Origin of the sequence: Bombella dulcis (assembly GCF_026385505.1) — a bacterium.
GTDB classification, from domain to species: domain Bacteria; phylum Pseudomonadota; class Alphaproteobacteria; order Acetobacterales; family Acetobacteraceae; genus Bombella; species Bombella dulcis.
The window spans coordinates 114,784-122,080 of record NZ_JANIDV010000005.1 but is presented as its reverse complement, the minus strand read 5'-3'; the positions used below and the strand labels follow the sequence as shown (position 1 = coordinate 122,080).

Annotated in this window: 5 protein-coding genes; 4 read left to right on the top strand and 1 reads right to left on the bottom strand. The window is 54.3% G+C overall.

From position 1 onward, the window contains the following. The first annotated feature begins 373 nt into the window (after positions 1-373). The 3 genes from NQF87_RS07995 (at position 374) to NQF87_RS07985 (ending at position 3,099) form a co-directional block, all read left to right on the top strand. Entirely contained in the window at positions 374-961 is a 588-nt protein-coding gene (locus NQF87_RS07995) for an NAD(P)H-dependent oxidoreductase (RefSeq protein WP_266127882.1), read from the top strand. Between the two features lie 40 nt (positions 962-1,001). After that, a complete protein-coding gene (locus tag NQF87_RS07990) occupies positions 1,002-1,958 on the top strand; it encodes an AraC family transcriptional regulator (protein ID WP_266127881.1) in 957 nt (318 codons plus the stop codon). A 91-nt stretch (positions 1,959-2,049) separates the two neighbouring features. Continuing rightward, a complete protein-coding gene (locus NQF87_RS07985) occupies positions 2,050-3,099 on the top strand; it encodes an NAD(P)-dependent alcohol dehydrogenase (RefSeq protein ID WP_266127880.1) in 1,050 nt (349 codons plus the stop codon). A gap of 51 nt (positions 3,100-3,150) precedes the next feature. Here NQF87_RS07985 and NQF87_RS07980 read toward each other — a convergent pair whose 3' ends face one another. Further along, the gene (locus NQF87_RS07980; RefSeq protein ID WP_266127879.1) at positions 3,151-5,700 is read right to left on the bottom strand and encodes an excinuclease ABC subunit UvrA; all 2,550 of its coding nucleotides are present in this window, start codon (positions 5,698-5,700) and stop codon (positions 3,151-3,153) included. 1,462 nt (positions 5,701-7,162) lie between these two features. Between NQF87_RS07980 and NQF87_RS07975 the strand changes: the two genes are divergently transcribed. Continuing rightward, positions 7,163-7,297: a hypothetical protein gene (locus NQF87_RS07975; protein WP_266127878.1), complete on the top strand. Its 135-nt coding sequence runs from the start codon at positions 7,163-7,165 to the stop codon at positions 7,295-7,297.

Genomic DNA, 7,297 nt, shown 5'->3' with positions numbered 1-7,297 from the left:
TCCTGCCTCCTTCCCCATCAGAGAATATAGTCTGTTTCATTTCCCCCATAATAACCTCCAATATAAAATAAGAACTCATTGAACAATCTCTCAACTAATGAATATTTCTTTAAATTTCATATAAAATTACCCTATTACCTTAACCCGAAACATATAAATTAACGTAAATCTCTCCAATTGTATGGAAATGTTCGTTATGATTTTTCCAAACAAAACCACATTATAAATTATTCTATTCAAATTTTGTTTATTTTCATAGGAAAATATGTCAATGAAAAACAATATAGAATAATTTCTCCTTGTTCTCTTGACGGAAGCCCCTCTAGTTAATGAAGTGGATACCTCTGTAAACCTTTTCCGGAAGACATATTTCATGACCCACATTCACCTCATCAACGGTGCAAAACCCTTTGCCCACTCCCCCGGAAGGCTGAATCGGACCCTCCAGAGTCTCGCCGCCACCTGCCTTGAAGAGGCAGGCATGACCGTAAGCCAGACAGCCATTGATGATGGCTATGCAGTGGACGAGGAGATTCGGGCCATCCAGAAAGCGGATACTGTCATCTATCAGTTCCCCGGCTGGTGGATGGGGACTCCATGGCCCCTGAAGAAATACATGGATGAGGTCTTCACAGAGGCGCATGGCCTTTTTTACGGCAGCGATGGCCGCAGCCGGCATGATCCTTCACGGCATTATGGCTCCGGCGGCCTGCTTCAGGGGAAACGCTTCATGGTCTCGACCACATGGAACGCCCCGCTTGAAGCGTTTGAGGACAGGGAACAGTTCTTCGGTGGCGGGGGCATTGATGCCGTACTCTTCCCCTTCTACAGGGCACATGCCTTTCTCGGCATGGAACGCCTACCCACCTTCCTGGCAACGGACGTGATGAAGAATCCGGACATCGACGCCATAAAAACGGCCTACCGGCAGCATCTCGAACGGGTTATCATCACCCCGTGACCTGTCAGGTCAGGAAGGACCGGAACCGGGAGGCAACGCCATGTCCTGCAGCCAGCTTGCCGCCCTTCAGGCTGCCGTCAGCCGCCATTGTCCGGAAAAAGTCACGCACACGGCTTTTGACTTCCTGACCCTCTACCGTACCGAAACCGTGACGGACCCCGTTCTGGTCGTCTACGAACCCCGCATCTATATTGTCGTGCAGGGGCAGAAAATTCTCCATCTGCATGACCAACCCCTGCCTTATGGTGAAGGCCAGTATCTGATCTCCACCCTGGACCTTCCCGTTTCCGGCCAGATCACCCGTGCCTCGGCAGAAAAGCCGTATCTGGCCCTCTGCCTCAGCTTCTCCCCTGCGGAAATGGAACAGCTCCTCCGGGAAAGCCAGTCCGCCATCAGTCCGCAGGCCCGGAAACTGACCTTCCGGGAAGAAAGCAGTTCCCCTATATCCGCCATGGGCGTCAGCCAGATCACGGATGACCTGCTGGACGCCCTCCTTCGTCTGGTCAGTCTGCTGGCCAGAGAGGGCGACCAGACATTTCTGGCCCGTCTCTACAAGAAGGAGCTTCTCTATCTCTTTCTTCATGGCCAGCAAGGCCATGTTCTTCATGAAACTGCACATGGAAAGAGTGATCTCTCCCGCATCAACCGGGCCATCAGCCATCTGCGCCTCCATTTCCAGCAGCAGTTCGAAATCGGGACGCTGGTGAAGATCGCCGGAATGGGCCAGTCCAGCTTCTATAAACGTTTTGGCGAACTGACGGGCATGACGCCTGTCCAGTACCGCACGAAGCTCCGCCTCCAGGAAGCACGCCGCCTCATGGTGCATGAGGACATGAAGGCCGCCAGTGCCGGATTTCAGGTCGGCTATGACAGCCCCTCCCAGTTCAGCCGGGATTACCGGAAGACCTTCGGCCGCCCCCCACAGGCAGACCTCCGCTACATCCGCCGCATGGGCGTGGATGCCTACAAACAGCAGCATGAAGATGTCTGGTTCTGAAGCAGAGCTGCCATCAGCTCTCCATCATTGAACAGAAGGTGAACAGGCCATAGGCTCATATCCTGCCACTTTTTCAGAGAAGGATGATTCCATGCGCACCATCGGCTTTGCCTGCAGTTCCGCCGAAGAAGACCTCGCCCCGTTCCATTTTGACCGCCGCAACCCACGCTCCAACGATGTGGTGATGGAGATTCTCTATTGTGGTGTCTGTCATTCCGACCTGCACTGGGCACGCAATGACTGGGGCCAGACATGCTACCCCACCATCCCGGGCCATGAGATCGTGGGCCGTGTCATCGAGGCCGGTCCGGATGTCACCCGCCACAAGGTCGGGGACATCGTTGCCGTCGGCTGCATGGTGGACAGCTGCCAGACATGCGACCAGTGCCGCAGGGGCGAAGAACAATATTGCCGTGAAGGCATGAACGGCACCTATGGCGGCTTTGATGTCGTCGAGAAGACCCCCAACATGGGCGGCTACTCCAAGCACCTGGTCGTCCGGCAGGAATTTGCCCTGAAAATGCCGGAAGGACTGGACATCTCCAAGGCGGCCCCTCTACTCTGCGCCGGTGTCACCACATGGTCACCGCTCCGTACATGGCAGGCCGGACCGGGCAAACGGGTGGCTGTCATCGGTCTTGGCGGGCTGGGCCAGATGGCCGTGAAGCTGGCTGTGGCCCTTGGGGCGGAAGTCACCGTCATTTCCCGCAGTGACAGGAAGAAACAGGAAGCCCTCGCCCTCGGAGCGGACCAGCTTCTGGCCTCCAGCAATGAAAAGGCCATGCAGGACGCTGCCAACGGTTTCGACCTCATCATCGATACCGTCCCTGTGAAACATGACATCACCCCCTATCTCCCCCTGCTGGACATAGATGGTACGATTGCCATGGTCGGCCAGATCGGCCCCCTGCCGGAAAGCTCCAGCCTGCCGCTGGTCTATGGCCGCCGCCGCATTGCCGGGTCCCTGATCGGGGGCATCCGTGAAACGCAGGAGCTTCTGGATTTCTGCGCCCGCAAGAACATCCTGCCGGACACGAAGACCATTGCCATTCAGGACATCAACAAGGCCTTTGACGAGCTGGAAAAAGGAGCCTCCTATTACCGCTTCGTCATCGACATGAGCACGCTGAAAGAAGACTGATCTTTCAGGGCTGTTCCGCCCCACCGGCATTCCAGCCGGTGGGGCGGGGCATCATTCCCCGGCCAGAACTACCTTCAGATACGGGCCGGTCCGGCTGGCGGAATTCCGGGCCACCTCTTCCGGGAGGCCGGATGCGACAATCTGCCCGCCTTTCTCCCCGCTGCCGGGGCCAATATCAATCACCCAGTCACTCGCTGCGGCAACACGCATGTTGTGTTCGGTCACAACCACGCTGTGTCCCTGTTCCACCAGCGTCTGAAGCTGCCCCAGAAGCCTGTCCGTATCCGAAGGATGCAGACCGGCCGTTGGTTCATCCAGAACATAGAGCATGGGGGCTGGCCGCCGCTTCTGCAACTCTGTCGCCAGCTTGAGCCGCTGCGCCTCGCCACCGGAAAGTTCCGGCGCAGGCTGACCAAGGCGAAGATAGCCCAGACCGGACTGTTCCAGCGTTTCCAGACCACGGGCCAGTGCGCCTTCTCCTGCAAAGAAGGTACAGGCCTCCTCCACCGTCATGGCGAGCACATCAGCGATGTTTTTCTCCCGCAGCGTGATGGCCAGCACCTCATCCTTATAACGTGCCCCATGACAGACCGGACAGGGAGCCTCCACACCGGGCATGAAGAGCAGCCCAACCGAGACCGTCCCCAGCCCTTCGCAATGCGGACACCGCCCCCTGGTCACATTGAAGCTGAAGCAGCTTTCATCCAGCTTCGCCTTGCGGGCTGCCTCTGTTGCGGCAAAGAGTTTGCGTATCTGGTCAAAAATCCCCGTATAGGTAGCCAGATTGGAACGTGACGTCCGCCCGATGGGCTTCTGCGTGATGATGGACAGACGGCGCACATGCTCCAGCCCTGCCACGACATGCCCTTCCGGCTGGGTCTCCACGGCCTCACCGGCTAAAGGTGTCGTGTCCGCATCATCCTGCGGCTCATCCGCTTCCTCAATCTTCTGCCCCAGAGCACGCCCCACCAGACTTACCAGAGCCTGACTGATCAGGCTGGACTTGCCCGAGCCTGACACACCCGTCACGCTCACCAGCACACCCAGCGGCAGCCTCAGGGACAGATCCGCCATGTTCCGCCATGTAATGCCGTCTATCTGGAGCCACCGCTCCACCTGCCGTCCAGGCCCACGCTCCAGCGGCGGCGGCGCAAAAAGATAGGGCCGTGTACGGGACGCCTCCACGTGCTTCAACCCTTCCGGCGGGCCACTATAGAGCACCTGCCCGCCATGACTGCCCGCTCCGGGGCCAATATCCACCAGCCAGTCCGCCCGCCGCATGACGACGGGATCATGCTCCACGACCAGCAGGGAATTGCCAGCTTTGGGCAGACGCCCCAGCACGTTCAGGAGGGCTTCAATATCCGCCGGATGGAGACCCGCAGCAGGCTCATCCAGCACATAGGCCACACCGAACAGGGCAGAATGGACCTGCGTCCCCAGCCGGAGCCGCTGATATTCGCCGGGAGACAGGCTGTCCACGGTCCGGTCCGTCTGGAGATAGCCCAGCCCCAGTTCCAGCAGAATCTCCAGCCGCCGGAGCAGGGCCGTACCGATTTCCTCAATCACACGCCCCTGCGCATCAACCCGTCGCTCCCCTGCCAGCTGGTCCTTCAGCACGGCATGAAGCTGTTCCAGAGGCAGATGGGAGAGAGTGGCAATGTCCTGCCCTGCAAAACGCACGGCCAGAGCTTCGGGTTTCAGGCGGGCACCGTGACAGACCGGGCAGCGTGTCGCCTGCATGAAGGTCGCCGCACGGGCACGCATCTTCGCACTTTTGGAGCCATGAAAACTCTGCATCACATGGCGGCGTGCGCTGGCAAAGGTACCCTGATAGGTCGCCGGTTCCCCCCGCTTCATGGCCGCCTGACTCTCGGCGTAATTCAGCCCCCGGTAGATCGGCTCTGTCGGGGTTTCGTCCGTGTACAGAATCCAGTCCCGGGTTTCTCTGGGCAGGTCCTTCCAGGGTGTATCCAGATCGACCCCACGCATCAGAAGAATGTCCCGCAGGTTCTGCCCCTGCCACGCACCGGGCCACGCCGCCACGGCTTTTTCCCGCAGGGTCAGGCTCTGGTCAGGCACCATTTTTTCTTCCACGACATCATAGAGCCAGCCTGTACCCTGACAGCGTGGGCAGGCCCCCTGCGGCGTGTTGGCGGAAAAGTCGTCACTCTCCAGCATGGTCGCACCGGCTGGATAGGTTCCTGCACGGGAATAAAGCATCCGCAGCAGATTGGAGAGAGTGGTTACACTCCCCACGGACGAGCGGCTGCTCGTTCCCGCCTGCTGCTGAAGCGCAATGACGGGCGGCAGACCTTCAATGCTGCTGATTTTCGGTGGTGGCAGCTGATGGAACAGCCGCCGTGCATAAGGAGCGACCGTCTCCAGATACCGCCTCTGCGCCTCTGCATAGAGCGTCCCGAATGCCAGCGATGACTTGCCCGACCCGGACACGCCGGTGAACACCACCAAACAGCCCCGTGGGACCTCCAACGAGACGTCCTTCAGGTTATGCTCCTGCGCGCCTTCTATACGGATTATGCCCTGCTGCTCCGCCTTATGGCTTTCCAAGAGACTGACATGATGATCTGATGATGACATTCTGGCCATGACGGCCTCCCAACCCTTCGCTAACAGAGTGGAAAGATTAACATATCTTACAGCAGCGTCATGCCTGCAAAATTCTCTCCCACCCCGTGGGCAGATGGCTTTGCAGCCAGTATTCAGGGAAGAAGAGTGTCATCCACATAGTGAGAACGTATCTCTCAATAAATTAGACAAAGCTGCTCCAACATTAAGAACCACCAACCATCATCCCACCATTAAAGGTAACTTAGGAAAATAAATCTCTCTTTCTATCTGTAGTAGGCCATAATAAGCCACTGCATCAAAATCCCTTCCCGAGGACCCTAACACGCTAAAACATACAAATACCCGGCAATCCCCGCAAACATAACAACACCTCAGTATCATATTCCTCACAGGCTACATACGAACGGCAACGAAACCTTCAAAGCACCATCACAAACCCCTCAAAATTCTAAAAAGTGACCTTTTATCTGGATTAGATGACATCTAATGCCCTTTGTCTCCGAACGAACAACCATAGCAGTTCTGGAGACTTCGCATATCTTTCTTCCAATCATCTCTCCTATATATTTGCTGCCATTCATACGCTCTGAGAAAAATATAATAAGTATTCATAATTCACAATCGAAATAAATCGACAGGAACAGGCTTCCCTAACTCCAGTCCAAGTGACGGAATAAAGTCAATCCAAGCATCGCAACCCACATGGATCAACTCCTATGAATCTGCTTCTACATATTTAATATTAATTAAAAATTATTGTCACTTGAATAAACAATATTTTTTAAGAGTATTAATGATCGGAATAAACACAACTCACACCCCTATCTTAAATAGGGTTACGCCAATAAAAAAATAAATAATCATTCAAATACCATTCTATGATAAATCGAAAAATATATTCCTTCTTCAAAAGAATTTTATAAATTATATTAATATCATTTCCAATGACCAATCCCATAATTTCTATTCCATGCAAAATAAAACCTTATTGAAGAAATTTTCACCCATTAATTACTCAATAATTATATTGACGCTTATATCAGACAACGGAATAAGATAAGCGGATCCTAATAACTGTACAAGAATATCTTCATTCTAAAATAATTAATGTATTACATCCTTGCCTGTAAAATCTCTAGAGCCTTCTTCAACGCCGTTCTGCAGCTCCCATCACATTCAATTATGTCATTCAAACAAAATCAATCCAAAGCAGCGTACATAACAGTCCTACCATTAACAACATATCATCAGAAACATCCCGTGAACCTGCACAAAACACACATCTCACCCCCCCTGCCCCTCTCCGTTCAACTCTTATGTAGCCACACTTCAAGAAAAATCATATTATGCCAATCTCACCAGTATTATTCCCGTACGTCTCCACACAAAACCACGTCTATATCGGGATACTTTTCAACAACCAACAAATCAAAAAGAAAGAAGAAGTACCATAATACCAAACATTATTACCTTGAACGGCACCAGAATCGAGACCAACTGTGACATCACCACCCCCGGTGAGGTCCGGGCCGGTGCCGTTTCACTGAAACAGCATGTTCATGGCGGGGTACAGGCAGGCGCAGGCACCACCTCTCCCCCGCAATGA